The organism is [Limnothrix rosea] IAM M-220, assembly GCF_001904615.1.
In the GTDB taxonomy this organism is placed as follows: domain Bacteria; phylum Cyanobacteriota; class Cyanobacteriia; order Cyanobacteriales; family MRBY01; genus MRBY01.
In genome coordinates this window covers 73,820-89,885 of the sequence record NZ_MRBY01000004.1, presented here as the reverse complement: position 1 = coordinate 89,885, position 16,066 = coordinate 73,820, and the positions used below count along the sequence as shown (strand labels likewise).

Genomic DNA, 16,066 nt, shown 5'->3' with positions numbered 1-16,066 from the left:
AATTATCTAGGCATTATAGAGGAGGACTTGAAAAATCTAGGACGGCAGAAAACTTTTACGAGAAGCAAGGCGAGCTTTACCAGAGGCAACCCAGTTTTGTAAAAATTCGATCTGCTCCTTCGCTGTACGAGCCAATGGAATAATTTGACTAGCAGCTTCTAGCACATCATCCGTAGTAAAATCACGATCCTGACTAAAGCCGAGGTGCATTGCTTCAATGAGGGTTTGTTCAATTTCTGCCCCAGAAAAATCAGGCGTTTCATAGGCAAGACGCTTAATGTCGTAGCTTTTTACATTATGGGGACGTAGACGAGTGAGGTGCACATTAAAAATTGCTTCCCGTTCTTCTTGATTCGGCAAACCAACAAAAAAGATTTCGTCAAAACGTCCCTTACGCAACATTTCTGGCGGCAGTTGATGAATTTGATTCGCCGTCGCGACGACAAAGACAGGGCTTTGCTTTTCCGCTAGCCAAGTGATGAATGTACCAAAAACGCGACTGGTTGTCCCACCATCTCCCTTGCTATCAGTGCCGGCAAAGGCTTTATCAATTTCATCGATCCAGAGAATGCAAGGGGCTAAAGCCTCCGCGAGTTCGATCATTTGTCGAGTACGAGATTCTGATTCCCCCACTAACCCCGCAAATAACCGACCCACATCGAGGCGCAATAACGGTAAGTGCCAATGGTGGGCGATCGCCTTCGCAGTCAAAGACTTCCCCGTACCCTGAATGCCCACAAGCAATAGACCACGAGGATAGGGCAAGCCATACTGTCGCGCTTTAGGACTAAAGGCACTGCCTCGCCGTAATAACCATTCCTTCAGATTATCGAGGCCACCAATATCCGTAATTTCCTCCTTCGCGGGATAGAAATCAAGAATTTGCGTTTGCTGGATCGACTGGCGCTTTTCCGCCAAAATCAACTCCACATCCTCCTCAGTAATCGCAGTGCCACTCGCCAAAATTTGCGTCAACACCCGCCGAATGCGCTCCAAAGATAAACCCTGGGCTGCCCGCACCAATTCATCCATTAAGATGCTGCTAGGATTCTGACCAATAGATTGTAATAGCCGCTCAATTTCTGCACGAATCTCACTAGCATCAGGTAGTGGAAATTTAAGAATAGTCAAGGTTTCCCGTAGATCAGCGGGAATATTAATCTCCGGGGCGACAATGACAATATTTTTGGGTTCTGACTTGAGGCGACGGGCTAAATTTCGTAATTTGCGGGCAATGGAAATATCTTCTAAAAACCGCTGAAAATCTCGCAGAATAAATACACCACCGACATTACTCGGTAATTTTTCAATAAATTCTAAAGCTTGTAACGGATTCCGTTTCCCCGCCCCCATACTATTGGGATTATCTTGGTAGCCATCGACAAAATCCCATCGATACACTGTGCGGTTTTGCAAATTTTTAACGCAGTCGGCGATCGCCATTTCGACCCGCTCTTCCTCTAAGGTCGGGACGTAAAGTAGTGGATAGCAAGCTCGCAGGAGTAACTTGAACTCTTCACGAAAGGCTTTAGACATAAGGCGAATAATAGGCTGCAATAAGAGATTAATAAGATAACAATTACGAAGAAAGTTGTTGCTTTAGATCAGCCAGTTTCGCCCAACGCGCATCAACCGGAGGTTCTTTATCACTCTCGGTCGTATCCGCACCTTGGCAATGTTCAGGGTCGCAAACTTTGCGGAGGGGCATCTCTAAACAAAACTGCTCATATAGCCATGTTTCAGGGTTGAAATAGCCGTGGGGATCAACGGATTCTTCTAGGTCATCAAGGCTTACTTCCCGTTCACTGGGTAGGTCTTTGGCCTCATGGGGACGTTGCAACCAAATGAGTTCGGTGGTCTCCACTTGCAAGCGAGTATTGTAATTCTGTAAACAGCGGTCACACACAAGGGTGACAATGGCAGCAGCTTTGCCCGATACCTCTAGATAGGTTTGGCGATGGGCAACGGTCATTGCACCGCGCACAGGGGTGAGGGTCTCTAAATCAGTGAGATTCTCGTCTACTTGTAAAACTTCTTGCTGCTGGGGGGCCTTTAGTAAACGAGGAATAAAAATGGGTTCCATCCCGTGAAACTCCTTAATCTAGAGCATTACAGACCCTATCCTACCGTAAATCTCCATAGAAAAAAGCGGGTCAATGCCCGCTTCGGTAAATTCAAAACTCTAAAATTTCTAAAAAATTGGAATTAGCCTTTAAGACTCACCACTAAATTACGGTGGGGCTCTTGGCCACGACTCTCGGTATCGAGGTTACCAAATTCTTTAAAAAAGGTATGCATTTGACGGCGTTCGGCGGAGGATAAATTTTCAATTTCCTCCTCTTCACCAGTGGCCTGCACTCGCTGGGCAACGTCATCGGCGATCGCCTGCAACTCAGACAAACGTTTTTGACGATAATTCCCAATATCCACGGTAAACGGATGTTGTTCCTCCTTCGGAAGACCATGGTTGAGGGTAATGTTGGTGAGATATTGCAATGCGTCAATATTGGCACCTCGCTCACCGATTAAACGCATAATTTGCGCCTCCGATAAATCTTCATGGCTAATTTTCAGCCAGAAGCCTTCACCGCCCTCAGCCTCAGGTTGTACTTCAGCGGTTACAGAAGCAGGTAGCGCGATTAATTGCAGTAATTTCTCTAACCATTGCTGACCCTGCTGGATTTTGGTATCACTCATTTCTCAAATTTATCCTGACGTCTTTTCTTTGCGTTTGGAGCCTTTGCGCTCAAAGGGTAAAGTCTCGCGACCCTTATTGGCTTTTTCTTGCTCATCAAGGAGCTTCTGGAGATTTTCGGGAAGGGGTTCCTTCGTCAAAATAAAAGTCTGTACCGTTTGGAAAGCATTGGCGATCGTCATGTACATCAATACACCAGCCGGAAGGGGGAAGAATAAAAACATCCCGGAAAAGATGAGAGGGGTCACCTTATTAACTGCCTGTTGAGCTTGGGCTTTCTCATCGCCGCCAGCATCAGATTGCTGCGCGCCACCAGAAATAGTCTGGTTAATGTACAAGCTCACACCGAAGAATAACACCATTCCAAGGATGTCCCAGTGGATGCCATCTTCACCTTTCACACCAATACGGCCGAGGGCTTCGATAAACAAGAAACCGTTATCTGCTGCGATACCAGGGATTGTAACCTGTACCGTTGCATCACCCGGCTCTAAAGCAATCAAGCTACCGTCATCATTGAGCTGTAGATGTTCTTGACCCTTAATAATTTCAAATTGAGGATGTACATCGTTGTCTGGAAATTCTGCGGCGATCGCACTGTAGGGTCTGCCTTCTTTACTCTGTAGTGCCAGCTGAATCTCTTCACCAACACCCACTTTGTTCCCCGTAGGAAGAGACAAGGTAATGGGGTAGTGAACGCTGCTATCAAAATAAACATTTTGAGTTTTAACCGTTGTCGGTTGAGTCTGTACCTGTTCCATTTTCTCGCTAGGGAGAACTTGAATATTGGCAGTGTAGTTAATATTGGCAAAGGGTGTGCCGCGTAACGTCGCAAACAGAGCAAACAAAATCGGCATTTGTAAAAGAATGGGCAGACAACCAGCGAGGGGATTCCCAAATTCTTTGTAAACGGCTGACATCGCTTCCTGCTGCTTTGCAGGTTCGTTTTTGTAGCGCTCTTGGATCTCCTTGACACGCTTCTGCATAAGCGGCTGTGTGATCTTCGTGCGTCTCATGCTGCGAATCGATTTTGCGCTTAGAGGATACACGGCAAAACGAATGACAAGTGTAAGGGCGATAATTGCAAAGCCGTAACTCGGCACAATCCCATAGAAAAAATCTAGGATTGGCAACATCACATTATTCGATAAAAATCCGATCCCAAAATCCATGCTTCTGATTATTTGTCTAACTGTGAGCTGATAATGCCAGTTTAAGTGTTTTAGTTGCTGTTTTTAAATGGCGTATAAAAAAAATGATGGGGAATTACCGTCGCTTGAGTCGTAATTCCCCTACAAGTTATTTGTTATTAATCAATTTTAATTGGAAATTAAGCGGCGATCGCCTCAATGGGAACACCAGTGCGATCCGATGCTTTCTGGGCAATGTGGTCATAAATTTCACGAAATTTTGGCATAGAGCGCAGCTCAAGACGACTACCATCCTGGAGAGTCACAATGAGGTCGCCATACAAACCCAGACCACGGGGAATCTTAGCAACTTTACGGACTTCACTGTAAATAATATCTGTACGATCACGGCCATTCCAGCCCCCCGTAACAGAAATACGACGGGATGTGATGCGGTAACGTAGCCAGAGCGCTCGCACAACTGCCCCGACGGTTAGAGGGAGGAAAATCAAGGTAAATCCCATCAAAATACTGATGATTAGATCACCAATATGGGGGCCACCTTCATAGATAACGTCTTCTTTAATGCCCATAAAGCACCTCGGCTTTTATCAATAACTGTTTTAATTCTCGCAAAAAATCTTCATATTCGCATTTCGCGGCGTCCGAACGCACAATGATGATCACTTGCCAATGGTGCTTCATGTTGGGTAAAAACAGTCGGCAAATATGGCGGAGGCGGCGCTTGATTTTATTACGAACCACGGCCTTTTTGCTTACTTTTCGGCTAATGCTAATGCCAATTTGAGTTGGTTGTTTGGCAAGAGTCGTTTGGTGAACAATTAAAACGAGCTGCTGACCGTGAAACCGCTTGCCTTGTTTATAAACTGTTCGGAAATCTCGCCAATTTTTAAGCCGATGTGCTTTCGGAAGTCCCACAAAAACTGAGTGAAGGAGACGCTTTTTGTCCCCCCACTAAAATAAATGATTCTATTTAGTGCGATTAGACGCTGAGACGATGACGACCTTTTTTGCGGCGCGCCCGAATAACGTTTTTGCCGGTATGGCTACGCATACGAGCACGGAAGCCGGATGTTCTCTTTTGTTTGCGGACTGTACCGCCTAGGGTTCGCTTAGTCATAACTTACGAAGTCCTCCTTAATTTCTTGATGATTGGTTCGGTGTAGGTGTCGGCTAATCTTGTAGTTCTAGTTTTCCACATAAAAGCGACAGCTTGCCATTATACCTTTGATGTCAAGTTTGCTAAAAGCTTTTGCTTTTTTTTGTGAGATTAGGCTGACATCATATTGCTTGGTGATCTAATGGCAATGTAACTCCAAAATTTTATTAGAAGTCAACGTCAATAAACCAAGCGCCAAGACGACTTGGTAGGGGAGCGCCTTGGCTACGGGCAAAGGCTGTGACGAGATACATGCCACCGCTAGAGGGGTTGTCGACATCGTCAAGGATAATTTCGACTTCGCTTTCTTCTTCTAGGGGTTCGGCCAAGGTGATAAAGAGGGAACGGCTACGGGGCTCGTCGTCTTCTTGTGCTTCGGGTTCGGCTTCGCTGGGCATTATGTCTACATTGGCTTCTTCTAGGGCGATCGCCTGTTGTTCTGCGATATCAGCGTCGGTAACAAAAACCAAATTGCCATTTTCGTCAATGACTAATTCACCGCCTGTATTGCGGGATTGTGGTGCGGCGGCGTTTTCAATATTGGCCACGGCATCACTTGTGCGTTGGGCATTACTCAAAATTGGGGCGGCGATGGGATCCCATGTGGTTTCTTCTGTGACTAGTTCTACTTCTTTGCCATTAACGCGGACTCGAATTTTTTCGTCGTTTACTTCGCCGTCAAATTCTTTGGGAAAGCTCAATTCGAAGGTGCGGAAGTTGTCAGAGATTTTACTTTTTTTGATGTCTAGGTAATAGCGATCGCTGCGCCCTGCGCCAGAATTCCACTCCACTGCACAGCTGAGGATATCGCTTTGGCGGACTGTGCCCCCCCAATTAATGGTAAAAGAACCGCAAGGTTGGCGGGCTTCAACGACTTGGGGAGCGATCGCCCATGTGGAGCCTAATAAAGTAGTGGCGATCGCCAGTTGAGAAAGGGAGGAGCGGAGGAGTTGCATAGGGGAGACAGCCTTCAAAATCTGTTACCGATTGTGACTAAAGTTTGCATTTTCAGCAACTCTTTTGACGAAATTCAGACAAAGAAGTGCCCACGCAACAGAGATTTACAAAAACTGATAAGACACATTACAGACAGTCCCATTCTCCAAAAGGATGGTTCTACACTGCGAACAGACGGGAAATACGGTGTCCTGTGGTTGAGAATCGGTGATGCGGCCTCGGTTTTCTGTCTGTTGTAACTGAGTTTCTCCACATATTTCTCATCAGTGTCCCAGCTATTGTCTCATTCAAGGAGTTTCTATGAAAATTGCCGTTGCTAGGGAAAGCGTTCTCGGAGAACACCGAGTTGCACTGACCCCGGATCAAGTTTCTCGCCTCGTTAAGAAGGGCTGGGAAATTGTTGTTGAATCTGGGGCTGGAAATGCTTCTCTGAGTACCGATGAAGCGTATCAACAAGCAGGGGCGACGGTGGAAAGCGATCGCCCTTCTGTGTGGCAAAATGCAGACATTCTCGTGAAGGTGGCTCCCCCCACCAGCGAAGAAATTGACATCATGCCAGAGGAGTCAATGTTTGCCAGCCTGCTCAATCCTCTCGGGCAGCCTGAGGTGATTCAGCAGCTTGCGGAGAAAAAAATCACGGCTCTTGGGATGGAGTTGATTCCTCGCACTAGTCGTGCCCAAAGTATGGATGTTTTGTCTTCCCAGGCGGGTGTGGCCGGTTATAAGGCTGTATTAATGGCGGCGGCGGCACTCCCCAAGTTTTTCCCCATGTTAACGACGGCAGCGGGCACAATTCGGCCGGCGAAGGTTTTCATTATTGGTGCTGGTGTGGCTGGTCTGCAGGCGATCGCCACCGCCCGTCGTTTGGGCGCAGTGGTTGAAGCATTTGATATTCGCCCCGCTGTAAAGGAAGAAGTCCAGAGTCTTGGCGCAAAATTTGTTGAGGTAGAACTCAATGAAGAAACGGCTACCGCTGGCGGCTATGCCAAGGAAGTTTCTGAGGACTCGAAGAAAAAGAGTCAGGAATTAATTGCCAAGCATGTGGCGACAGCAGATGTGGTGATCACAACGGCGCAAGTGCCCGGTAGACGTGCTCCTGTATTGGTTACTGATCCGATGATCGCTGAGATGAAACCGGGTTCTGTCATTGTTGATTTGGCGGGTGAACAAGGCGGGAACTGCGAAGGTTGTGTCGCGGGTCGCGATGTGGAAGTACATGGTGTGACAATTATTGCGCCGATTAATTTGCCCTCGACGGTTTCTGTCCATGCCAGTCAAATGTTTGCCAAGAATATGGCGACATTGTTGCAACTTTTGATCCCCGAAAATGAGATTAATCTCGATTTTGAGGATGACATTATCGATTCTGTTTGTGTCACCCACCAAGGGGAAGTGCGCAATGAGCGCGTCAAAGGGGCGATCGCCCAAACCGCCGTCACCGCATAAATCAACTTGCCTTTAACAATCCTAAAAATTTGTTCAATTTCAACAGGAGTTATTACTGTTCATGACCACAGCAACGCTGCTTAGTAGTCTGTTTGTATTCGTGCTGGCTTCCTTTGTGGGCTTTGAGCTTATCAACAAAGTGCCACCCACCCTCCATACGCCTTTAATGTCCGGCGCTAACGCCATTTCTGGTATTGCTGTCGTCGGTGCGCTGCTCGTATCCGGGGGCGAAAACTTTAACCTCACCGTCATTCTTGGTCTGATCGCCGTAGTATTCGCAACGATTAACGTTGTGGGCGGCTTCCTTGTGACTGACCGGATGCTGCAAATGTTTAAGAAGAAGGAGGCATAAATCAATGGATAGCGTTCTAGCAAATGGTATTGAGCTGAGCTACCTTGTGGCAGCCTCTCTGTTTATTCTCGGTCTGAAAAAATTAGGTTCTCCGGCCACAGCCCGGCGCGGTAATCAGTTGGCGGCAGTGGGCATGCTCCTTGCGGTCGTCGCAACATTGCTCGATCAGCAGGTTTTAAATTACGGCATGATCGCCGGCGGGATCGTCATCGGTTCCGTGATTGGTCTGATCACGGCGAAAAAAGTCGAAATGACCGATATGCCCCAATTAGTGGGTTTATTTAATGGTCTTGGTGGTGCGGCTTCTGCATTGGTGGCGATCGCCGAATTTTGGCGTTTACTCACCATCGGCGAAAATATCAGCATTACCACCAGTATTACCATCATTCTTGGCGTTCTAATTGGTGGCGTTACCCTCACAGGTAGCTTTATTGCCTTCGCAAAATTGCAAGGCATAATGCCCGGTCGCCCCGTCGTATTTCCGGCACAAACAGTCATCAATTTCGGGATTTTAGGCGGCTTTTTAACCGGAAGCATTTATCTTTTCCTGAATCCCGATCCCAATATTTTCTTCGTGCTCGTCGGCATCTCCCTGATTTTGGGTGTACTTTTCGTGATCCCCATCGGTGGTGGCGATATGCCCGTAGTCATTTCCCTGCTCAACTCCTACTCCGGTTTAGCAGCCAGTGCCGCAGGTTTCGTCGTCGGCAACAATATGCTCATCATCGCTGGTGCGTTGGTTGGTGCATCCGGGATTATCCTCACCCAGATCATGTGTAAAGCCATGAACCGATCCATTACCAACGTTCTCTTTGCAGGCTTTGGTAGCGATAGCGGCGCAGCAGCAGGCGGCGGCGCAGGTGCAGATATCGACGGCGCAGTGAAGAGCGTTGATGCCGAAGAAAGCGCCATGATGCTTGGCTATGCCCGCAGCGTTGTGATCATCCCCGGTTACGGTATGGCCGTCGCTCAGGCTCAACATTCCGTTAAAGAATTAGCAGACATGCTAGAGAAGCAAGGCGTTGACGTTAAATACGCTATTCACCCTGTCGCGGGACGGATGCCCGGTCACATGAATGTGCTCTTAGCTGAAGCGAATGTGCCCTACAACCAGCTCTACGACATGGATGATATCAATACTCAATTTGATAACACTGATGTGGCTCTGGTTATCGGTGCAAACGATGTAGTCAATCCCGCGGCTCGCCACGACAAAGGCAGTCCTATTTACGGCATGCCCATCCTCGAAGTGGACAAAGCAAAGACCACAATCGTCATTAAGCGCAGTATGAATACCGGTTTCTCTGGTGTTCAGAACGAATTGTTCTTCAAAGACAAGACCATGATGCTCTTTGGCAGTGCAAAGGAAATGGTCGAGAAAATTTCTTCCGAAGTGAAGGAACTTTAGTCTTTTTTTAGCCTGGGTTCATTCCGCCGGTTGATAAAACAAGTCCCTCTTTCATCGCGAAGGAGGGATTTTTATATTGATTGAGTTGATTCGGAGATTATTTTTCGGTGGAGATCTGCAACTTATCAGAACTGCTAGGCATTAAATATTCAAGTAAGAAAATGTATGCACCGAGGAATGTGGCGAAAACACCTGCAAGCTGTAAAACGGCAATTAGCTGACCTAACATAGCTGGACTCCAAATAGAGAAAGAATAGTTATCGAAAGTCCCATGAAAAGCTTTTTTTTGATTAGTGCTTTTGGACTTATCTAAACTGTAGATCCAGCTTGGGGATATCTATATCCGCAAAATAATCTATAAAAATGCTCATTTGTCCAGAAATTCTTTTTTGGACTTAAAGGGGAGATAAAGTTTGCATTTAAAATAATGACTTAATCGCTTTTTGTGTAAGGTTTTGGGGCTTTTCTCTCATGATTATTTCAGATAAAGCTTTTATGAATTGGCATAAGTCTTTACGGTTATTTTTAATCTGTTGCAAAAGTATTTTTATACAAATGTGATCGCTATTTTTGATTGATGAATAAGCTAATTTTTCGGATGGAAATAGCTGTAAATATCTTCGGCTAAACGATCGCCGATTCCTTTAACTTCCGCAATTTGAGCCGGTTTAGCTTCGCGGAGATAGTCAAGGGAATGGAAATGGGCGAGTAGAAGTTTTTTGCGGTGGTGTCCTAGACCCGGAATATCATCGAGCTGCGATCGCCGACTGGATTTCATGCGTTTTTGACGATGGAAACTGACGGCAAAACGGTGGGATTCGTCTCGCACACGGCGCAGCAATTGGATGCCGGGTTGTTCTTTGTTGCTTTTGATGGGTTCAGATTCGTAGGGAAAATAAACTTGCTCTTGTTTTTTTGCAAGACTGACAATATTGAGTTTATCGACGAGATCGAGGTCTTCCATCACTTTCATCACCGACGATAGTTGACCTTTACCACCGTCAATCATGATCAGATCTGGGGCATCTTTGGTAATTCCCTTGCGAAACCGACGACGCAACACTTCCGCCATACTTGCAAAGTCATCAGAACGCCCGATATGGATATCCGGATTTTTGATGTTGTAGCGGCGATACTCTTGTTTGGCTGGCACACCGTCAATGAATACAACCTGGGAAGCCACCGCATTGGAACCCTGAATATGGGAAATATCATAGCCTTCGATGCGCTTGGGCAATTCTGGCAGATCCAGTAATGTCGCTAAATCTTCCATCGCTTCGAGGTTGCGAGCCGCTGCCCGTTGGGTACGACTTAATTCGTGCTGGGCATTGCGCTCCACCATCGCGATTAAATCGGCTTTTAGCTGTCGCTGCGGTTGAATGATTTGCACTTTAGAATTACGGCGATCGCCCAAAAATCCAGCCAGCCATTCCTGATCTCGGAGGGGATATTGCACCAGAATTTCGGACGGGATTTCTATCCCATCGACATTGGCATAATGATTTTCGAGGACATGTTGCAAAATTTTGCCGTACTCAACTTCGCGATCATCGCCAAGATTTTCGGGTAGCTCCGTAAAAAATCCCAATCGCCCTACTAATCGACCCGCTCTCACTTGAAATAACTGGATTGCACAATGGTGATCATCTGCTGCGAGGGCGATCGCATCTCTTGAGACTCGATCATCCGGCAAACTTACTTTTTGGTCGGCATTGAGGGCACTAATCGCTTTAATTTGATCCCGCAGTTGCGCCGCTTTTTCAAATCGTTCATTTTCCGCCGCTAGCATCATTTGTTCCGTGAGGGTTTCAACCAGCTCATTGCTACGCCCCTGAAAGACCATTGCCACCTTTTGTACCGTTTGGCGATATTCCTCCGGCGACACAATTTTCTGACACACTCCCGGACAGCGGCCAATATCGTAATTTAGACAAGTGCGATTTTTAAATAACGGTTTGCGTCTCTGTCGTAGCGGAAAAACCCGTTTCATCAAACCCAAGGTATACCGCAACAATCGACTATCGACGTAGGGTCCATAGTAGCGATCGCCCTTATTTCCGAGGTGACGTTTACGAGTCACAAAAAAGCGGGGATATTCCTCTGACCAAGTGATGCAAACGTAGGGATATTTCTTGTCGTCTTTCAGCAGAACATTGTAGTAAGGCTGGTGTTGCTTGATGAGATTTGCCTCAAGGGCTAAAGCTTCTGCTTCGGTGTCGGTAACAATAAACTCAATTTCTGCCACCTGCTGCACCATCATTTCAATGCGCGGGCTGTGAGTTCGAGACTTGCGAAAATATGACCGTACCCGATTGCGCAAGACCTTCGATTTGCCAATATACAAAATATCCCCACGACGACTATGCATGAAATACACGCCGGGTTCCGCCGGAATCTCTTTCAGCCGTTGTTGTAGCCGTTCTGGTTCTTTTAGTAGTGGTCCTTGGAGAAGCGTGGTCATTAGGTCGGCGATCGCAGAGTAAATCTAAAAATTCCGAATCAAAATCTATTATAGAAACTCTCTACTTTGCCATGGGAGAAAGGCTTTTAGTTAGAGGACGAGTATCGAAAAATTTATCAACTTGGTCGCTACAATTGTTTAACCGCCATAAAGTGTGAAAGATATGAGTAACCTCACAGCACAAATTATTAGTAAACTGCAACGGCTTGAGGCAATTTCGGAACCTTCGGACTCGGCTCTGCAAAGCATTTTTGATTACGTTTGTTTTTTTGAAGAGCGTTTGGACAACAAACGAAAAAAGACCGAACAGCTTGAACTTGAAGCGGGATATCGTGCAATGGCAGCGGATACAGGACGAGAATCTGAGGCTTTAGCGTGGAGCGAGGCACTCATGCACGATTCGTACGAGTAATCTGAACATTATCTAGACATATATCTTCGCCATAGTAGATAGTAGACAACTTTATTGAGCAGTATTGAAAATGAAGCGCGGAGAAGTTTGGTGGATTAATTTTGATCCTTCTGTCGGCGGCGAAATTCGTAAAAAACGCCCTGCGGTAATTGTCAGCGACAATGTAGCAAACCGTAATTTAAATCGAGTTCAAGTCATTCCTCTCACCAGTAACATTGAACGCGTTTACCCAGCAGAGACTCTAGTCACGGTAGATGGAAAATCCTCTAAGGCTATGGCAGATCAGTTGACTACTGTTGCCAAGCAAAGAATGCTCAATCGAGTAGGCGAACCCTCACCAGACGACATGGGTAAAATCGAAGTCGTTATGGCGCTTCAGTTAGGTTTACAGTTGGGATAACTAAAGTTTTTGTTCAATATTTTTTAAACGTAGGGCATTGGTCACCACAGAAACTGAACTCATCGCCATGGCTCCCCCGGCAATAATTGGATTCAGCAGAATTCCCCACGCGCTCAGCAAGCCAGCGGCAATGGGAATACTGGCAGTGTTGTAGATAAAGGCGAAAAATAAGTTTTGACGAATGTTAGTTAGGGTGGCGCGGCTGAGATTAATCGCGGTTAAAATTCCCTCTAAATCGCCAGAAATTAGGGTTAAATCACTGGCGGCGATCGCCACATCGGTTCCTGTACCAATGGCAATGCCCACATCGGCTTGGGCAAGGGCTGGGGAATCATTAATGCCGTCTCCTACCATCGCCACTTTTGGGTTGTGGGGTTGTTCTTGGAGGGATTTAATCACCGCAGCTTTTTGGTCGGGTCGTACTTGAGCGTAGACTTCCTCAATACCTGCTTGATCGGCGATCGCCTCGGCGGTTTGTTGATTATCGCCGGTGAGTAAGACAACTTTTAGACCGCGATTTTTCAGACGCTGCACCACATCTCGACTGCTGGCTTTTAGTTGATCTGCGAGGGCAACCAGACCGATAACTTGCTGATTCTCCGCCACCCAAATCACGGTTTTTGCTTCCTGCTGCCAAGTTAATTGTTGAGTTTTGAGGTCAGAAGGGAGGGCGATCGCCAACTCCTCGAACCATTGGGCTGTACCGATATGAATGGTCGAATCTTCGATATCCGCTTGGACTCCTTTGCCTGTTGCCGATTGGAAATTATCGATGGGCAGCACAGGAATATTTTCAGCTTGGGCAAAATTAAATAATGCCTCAGCAAGGGGATGTTCTGAGGAATGCTCGATGCTGGCAACTACTGACCAAAATCGTGACTCATCAATTAAGTTTTTGTAGTCGGTGACGCTGGGTTTGCCTTGGGTTAATGTCCCCGTTTTATCCAGCACAATCACGTCTAACTGCGCTGCAATTTCTAAACTTTGGGCATCTTTAATTAGCACACCCCGCTTTGCGCCAACGCCCGTGCCCACCATGATGGAAGTCGGAGTCGCCAAGCCCAATGCACAGGGACAAGCAATAATCAGCACACTTACAAAGGTCACAATTGCCAGCGATAAATTGCCCAAAGCGACCCACACCGCAAAAGTGATTACGGCGATCGCCAACACCACAGGCACAAACCAACCCGTAACTTGATCGGCTAATTTTTGAATGGGGGCTTTACTCCCCTGCGCCTCTTCCACTAGCTGAATAATTTGCGCCAAAACGGTGTCTTTACCGACGTGGGTTGCTGTCATAATCAAGCGACCCGTTTTATTAATGGTGGAGCCAATTAGGCGATCGCCTTTTTCTTTTTCCATAGGCAAAGATTCCCCAGTCACCATCGCCTCATCCACCGTGGAACTGCCATCGACAATTTCGCCGTCTACCGGAATTTTTTCGCCGGGACGAATCAGGAGGCGATCGCCCACCTGCACATTTTCAATGGGAATATCTTTCGTGTTTTCTCCGTCAATTAATCGCGCTGTTTTAACCTGCAATCCCATCAATTCTTTAATGGCTGCCGCCGTTTTGCCCCGCGCCCGTTGCTCCAATAGACGACCCAAAAGAATTAGCGCAATAATCACCGCCGCACTTTCAAAGTAAACATCTGTCGGCATGCCCCAAGTTTGTAATTGAGCCGAAAAAACTGTGGCGATCGCCGAATAAATATAGGCAACTCCAGTGCCTAGAGCTACCAGCGTATTCATATCCGAGCGACGATTTTGCAGACTGTGCCACGCCCCAGTAAAAAAACTTTGTCCCGCCCAAAACATAATCGGGGTCGTCAAAACCCATTGCAGCCAAGGATTGTGCCACCAGTGGGCAATAAAGGGGATCGGCGTTCCCAACATCATCGGCAAACTACCGACCACAATCACCGCGCTCAATATTCCCGCTACCCAAACCTTGCGAGTTAACTCTCTTAAATGCCTTGCTTTTTCTCGTTCTTTCTCTTGCTGCTGCGCTTGGCGATCGCCCTCAACTATCGGAATTGCTTCGTAACCTGCTTTTGATACCGCCTGTTGCAACCCGTTTAAATTAACCGCATTTTCGTCAAATTCAACCCTTGCCCGCTCCGTCGCAAAATTCACCTGGGCAACCTCTACCCCATCAGCCTTCGCTAAAGCCTTTTCCACAGCCGCCGCACAAGCCGCACAACTCATCCCTTTAATCTGAAAACGTCGCGTTTCCATAACCTTGCCCCAGATCTAATCCACCCTAATCTAAACTCTCTAGTGGACTGTAGAGTCAAGCCCAAGCCCATAAAAAAAACCTGACAGTTTTGCGAAGGCTAAGAAATCTAATTTTGGTTATCACCTTAAAAAACAAAAGTCCCCCTTACAAAGGGGGATTCAGGAGGATCCTATGATTTAGGCATATCCAAAGAGATCGTAATTAGTACAACCAGCTCTTTAGTTTACGAGCCACCTGAGGACGGCGTAACTTACGCATTGCCTTACTTTGGATTTGCCTAACTCGCTCGCGAGAGAGGTTAAAGATACCACCAACCTCCTCAAGGGTGTGGGGCTGCTCAGAAGATAAACCATACCTAAGGGCAATCACTTCCTTTTCACGGTCAGTTAAAACATCTCCAAGAACATCCCAAAGCTCTTGGCGCATCATCGCCTCACTCATGCGCTCTTCAGGGAGCTGGAGACCATCATCTTCAAGGAGATCAACTAACTCAGTATCTTCACCCTTACCAACACGGTGGTTTAGGGAGAGGGACTGACGACGGAGTTGCAACAGGTGGTGGAGCTGATCTGCGGAGATATCGAGTTCTGCTGCAAGTTCCGTTTCGCTAGGGTTGCGTTGGAGCTTCTGCTTGAGGGTGCGTTGCGCCTTCTTCAATTTGTTGAGTTTTTCAACAATGTGAATGGGAAGACGAATGGTACGAGCATCGTTGGCGATCGTCCGAGTGATCGCTTGGCGGATCCACCAATAAGCATAGGTCGAAAACTTATAACCTTTGTTGGGGTCAAATTTTTCTGCTGCGCGGTTAAGACCGATCGCCCCTTCTTGAATCAAATCAAGGAAAGGAACGCCACGGTTAAGATAGCGCTTGGCGATGGAAACAACTAAACGCAAATTAGAGCGAATCATTTTACGCTTAGCAACGCGACCCTTATAGAGCTGGGCATTTAGACCTTTTACAGTCTCGATATTAAGAGCTGCTGCCCACTCTTCTTTACTCGGCGATCGCCCCAATTCCTCCGTTAATTTGAGACGCATTTCCTCAGAATCATTAAGGAATTTCACGCTGTGGGCAAGTTGAATTTCTTCGTCGGGCTTAAGTAATGGATAACGTGCCATCTCCTTAAAAAAGGCACCAACAGTATCTTCGTTACGACTCCGGGAGGACCTAAGACTACTAGCTGTAGCATCAAGGTCAGAATAGGCTGCCTCAACGGTTTTAGTAACAGTTTCAATGTCTTCTAAGTCGCTATCTTTAGAGTTTGCTTGGGTGATTTCCAAATCTTCTTCCGGGGCGGTATGAATGGAGGGTGTTGTGTCGAACATAAACCTACTAATAAAAAGTTAGAAAGAAAGTTAAGTAAAGGTAATGTGTGGAGCGAG

The 16,066-nt window shown here is 46.8% G+C and carries 17 protein-coding genes; 5 read left to right on the top strand and 12 right to left on the bottom strand.

The window, feature by feature from the left end; all coding sequences use genetic code 11:
- Positions 1 to 36: 36 nt before the first annotated feature.
- The 8 genes from NIES208_RS02990 to NIES208_RS02955 form a co-directional block, all read right to left on the bottom strand.
- Positions 37 to 1,536 carry an AAA family ATPase gene (locus NIES208_RS02990; RefSeq protein WP_075889565.1) on the bottom strand — a complete coding sequence of 500 codons (1,500 nt, stop codon included), beginning with the start codon at positions 1,534 to 1,536 and terminating at the stop codon, positions 37 to 39.
- A 43-nt stretch (positions 1,537 to 1,579) separates the two neighbouring features.
- On the bottom strand, positions 1,580 to 2,083 hold the full coding sequence (locus tag NIES208_RS02985; RefSeq protein WP_075889563.1) for a YceD family protein: 504 nt from the start codon (positions 2,081 to 2,083) through the stop codon (positions 1,580 to 1,582).
- Between the two features lie 122 nt (positions 2,084 to 2,205).
- Complete coding sequence (locus tag NIES208_RS02980; protein ID WP_075889561.1) at positions 2,206 to 2,697, bottom strand: Jag family protein; 492 nt, start codon at positions 2,695 to 2,697, stop codon at positions 2,206 to 2,208.
- A 9-nt stretch (positions 2,698 to 2,706) separates the two neighbouring features.
- Entirely contained in the window at positions 2,707 to 3,867 is a 1,161-nt protein-coding gene (yidC, locus tag NIES208_RS02975) for a membrane protein insertase YidC (protein WP_075889559.1), read from the bottom strand.
- 158 nt (positions 3,868 to 4,025) lie between these two features.
- Positions 4,026 to 4,418 carry a PH domain-containing protein gene (locus NIES208_RS02970; protein ID WP_075889557.1) on the bottom strand — a complete coding sequence of 131 codons (393 nt, stop codon included), beginning with the start codon at positions 4,416 to 4,418 and terminating at the stop codon, positions 4,026 to 4,028.
- Positions 4,408 to 4,764, bottom strand: a complete 357-nt coding sequence (gene rnpA, locus NIES208_RS02965) for a ribonuclease P protein component (protein ID WP_075889555.1) — start codon at positions 4,762 to 4,764, stop codon at positions 4,408 to 4,410. Before rnpA ends, NIES208_RS02970 begins: the two co-directional genes overlap by 11 nt.
- 64 nt (positions 4,765 to 4,828) lie before the next feature.
- Positions 4,829 to 4,966, bottom strand: a complete 138-nt coding sequence (gene rpmH, locus NIES208_RS02960; RefSeq protein WP_015135185.1) for a 50S ribosomal protein L34 — start codon at positions 4,964 to 4,966, stop codon at positions 4,829 to 4,831.
- Positions 4,967 to 5,172: 206 nt separating this feature from the next.
- Positions 5,173 to 5,961: a DUF2808 domain-containing protein gene (locus NIES208_RS02955; protein ID WP_075889553.1), complete on the bottom strand. Its 789-nt coding sequence runs from the start codon at positions 5,959 to 5,961 to the stop codon at positions 5,173 to 5,175.
- A 301-nt stretch (positions 5,962 to 6,262) separates the two neighbouring features.
- Between NIES208_RS02955 and NIES208_RS02950 the strand changes: the two genes are divergently transcribed.
- The 3 genes from NIES208_RS02950 to NIES208_RS02940 all read left to right on the top strand — a co-directional run bounded on the left by NIES208_RS02950 (position 6,263) and on the right by NIES208_RS02940 (position 9,168).
- Positions 6,263 to 7,408 carry a Re/Si-specific NAD(P)(+) transhydrogenase subunit alpha gene (locus tag NIES208_RS02950; RefSeq protein ID WP_075889551.1) on the top strand — a complete coding sequence of 382 codons (1,146 nt, stop codon included), beginning with the start codon at positions 6,263 to 6,265 and terminating at the stop codon, positions 7,406 to 7,408.
- A gap of 61 nt (positions 7,409 to 7,469) precedes the next feature.
- Positions 7,470 to 7,760 (top strand): NAD(P) transhydrogenase subunit alpha part 2, encoded by a 291-nt coding sequence (locus NIES208_RS02945; RefSeq protein WP_075889549.1) that lies wholly within the window; start codon positions 7,470 to 7,472, stop codon positions 7,758 to 7,760.
- Positions 7,761 to 7,764: 4 nt separating this feature from the next.
- Positions 7,765 to 9,168 carry an NAD(P)(+) transhydrogenase (Re/Si-specific) subunit beta gene (locus tag NIES208_RS02940; RefSeq protein WP_075889547.1) on the top strand — a complete coding sequence of 468 codons (1,404 nt, stop codon included), beginning with the start codon at positions 7,765 to 7,767 and terminating at the stop codon, positions 9,166 to 9,168.
- A 97-nt stretch (positions 9,169 to 9,265) separates the two neighbouring features.
- On the opposite strand, the gene NIES208_RS19585 is transcribed toward NIES208_RS02940, so the two are convergent.
- On the bottom strand, positions 9,266 to 9,397 hold the full coding sequence (locus NIES208_RS19585; protein ID WP_282956260.1) for a hypothetical protein: 132 nt from the start codon (positions 9,395 to 9,397) through the stop codon (positions 9,266 to 9,268).
- Positions 9,398 to 9,754: 357 nt separating this feature from the next.
- Complete coding sequence (gene uvrC / locus NIES208_RS02935) at positions 9,755 to 11,629, bottom strand: excinuclease ABC subunit UvrC (protein ID WP_075889545.1); 1,875 nt, start codon at positions 11,627 to 11,629, stop codon at positions 9,755 to 9,757.
- Between the two features lie 163 nt (positions 11,630 to 11,792).
- Here uvrC and NIES208_RS19165 point away from each other — a divergent pair, with 163 nt between their 5' ends.
- Positions 11,793 to 12,041, top strand: coding sequence for a hypothetical protein (locus tag NIES208_RS19165; RefSeq protein ID WP_075889543.1), 249 nt, complete (start codon positions 11,793 to 11,795; stop codon positions 12,039 to 12,041).
- A 70-nt stretch (positions 12,042 to 12,111) separates the two neighbouring features.
- A complete protein-coding gene (locus tag NIES208_RS02925; protein WP_075889541.1) occupies positions 12,112 to 12,441 on the top strand; it encodes a type II toxin-antitoxin system PemK/MazF family toxin in 330 nt (109 codons plus the stop codon).
- Here the strand turns inward: NIES208_RS02925 and NIES208_RS02920 are convergent, their stop codons facing one another.
- Both NIES208_RS02920 and NIES208_RS02915 read right to left on the bottom strand, forming a co-directional pair.
- A complete protein-coding gene (locus tag NIES208_RS02920; RefSeq protein WP_075889539.1) occupies positions 12,442 to 14,682 on the bottom strand; it encodes a heavy metal translocating P-type ATPase in 2,241 nt (746 codons plus the stop codon).
- Positions 14,683 to 14,884: 202 nt separating this feature from the next.
- Positions 14,885 to 16,009 (bottom strand): RpoD/SigA family RNA polymerase sigma factor, encoded by a 1,125-nt coding sequence (locus NIES208_RS02915; protein WP_075889537.1) that lies wholly within the window; start codon positions 16,007 to 16,009, stop codon positions 14,885 to 14,887.
- Between the last annotated feature and the right edge of the window lie 57 nt (positions 16,010 to 16,066).